This is a genomic window from Carboxydocella sp. ULO1 (assembly GCF_002049255.1).
In the GTDB taxonomy this organism is placed as follows: domain Bacteria; phylum Bacillota.
On record NZ_BDLQ01000082.1, the window covers coordinates 1 to 221 of the forward strand.

Below are 221 nucleotides of genomic sequence, written 5' to 3' on the forward strand. Positions count from 1 at the left end.
AATCTATAGTACCGACTACGGTACAGAAATTGAGCAAGCTTTAAGCCAGAAGACAAGGAGAACTTTAGAAGCAGAGCTGGAACGGGCAATAACCGAATCACTGCTGGCTGATCTAAGAACGGAAAGAGTTACGGACTATGCTTTTGAATGGGAAGGTGATGTGGTAAAGGTATCATTTACTGCAGTGCCAGTTATAGGACCACCTGAGAGAATGGAGGTGG

1 protein-coding gene is annotated in these 221 nt (G+C 44.8%); it reads left to right on the forward strand.

Annotated elements, in window-relative coordinates; translation table 11 throughout:
• Nucleotides 1–221: DUF2634 domain-containing protein (locus ULO1_RS11155; protein WP_143325452.1), on the forward strand; the 221-nt coding region annotated here is incomplete at both ends.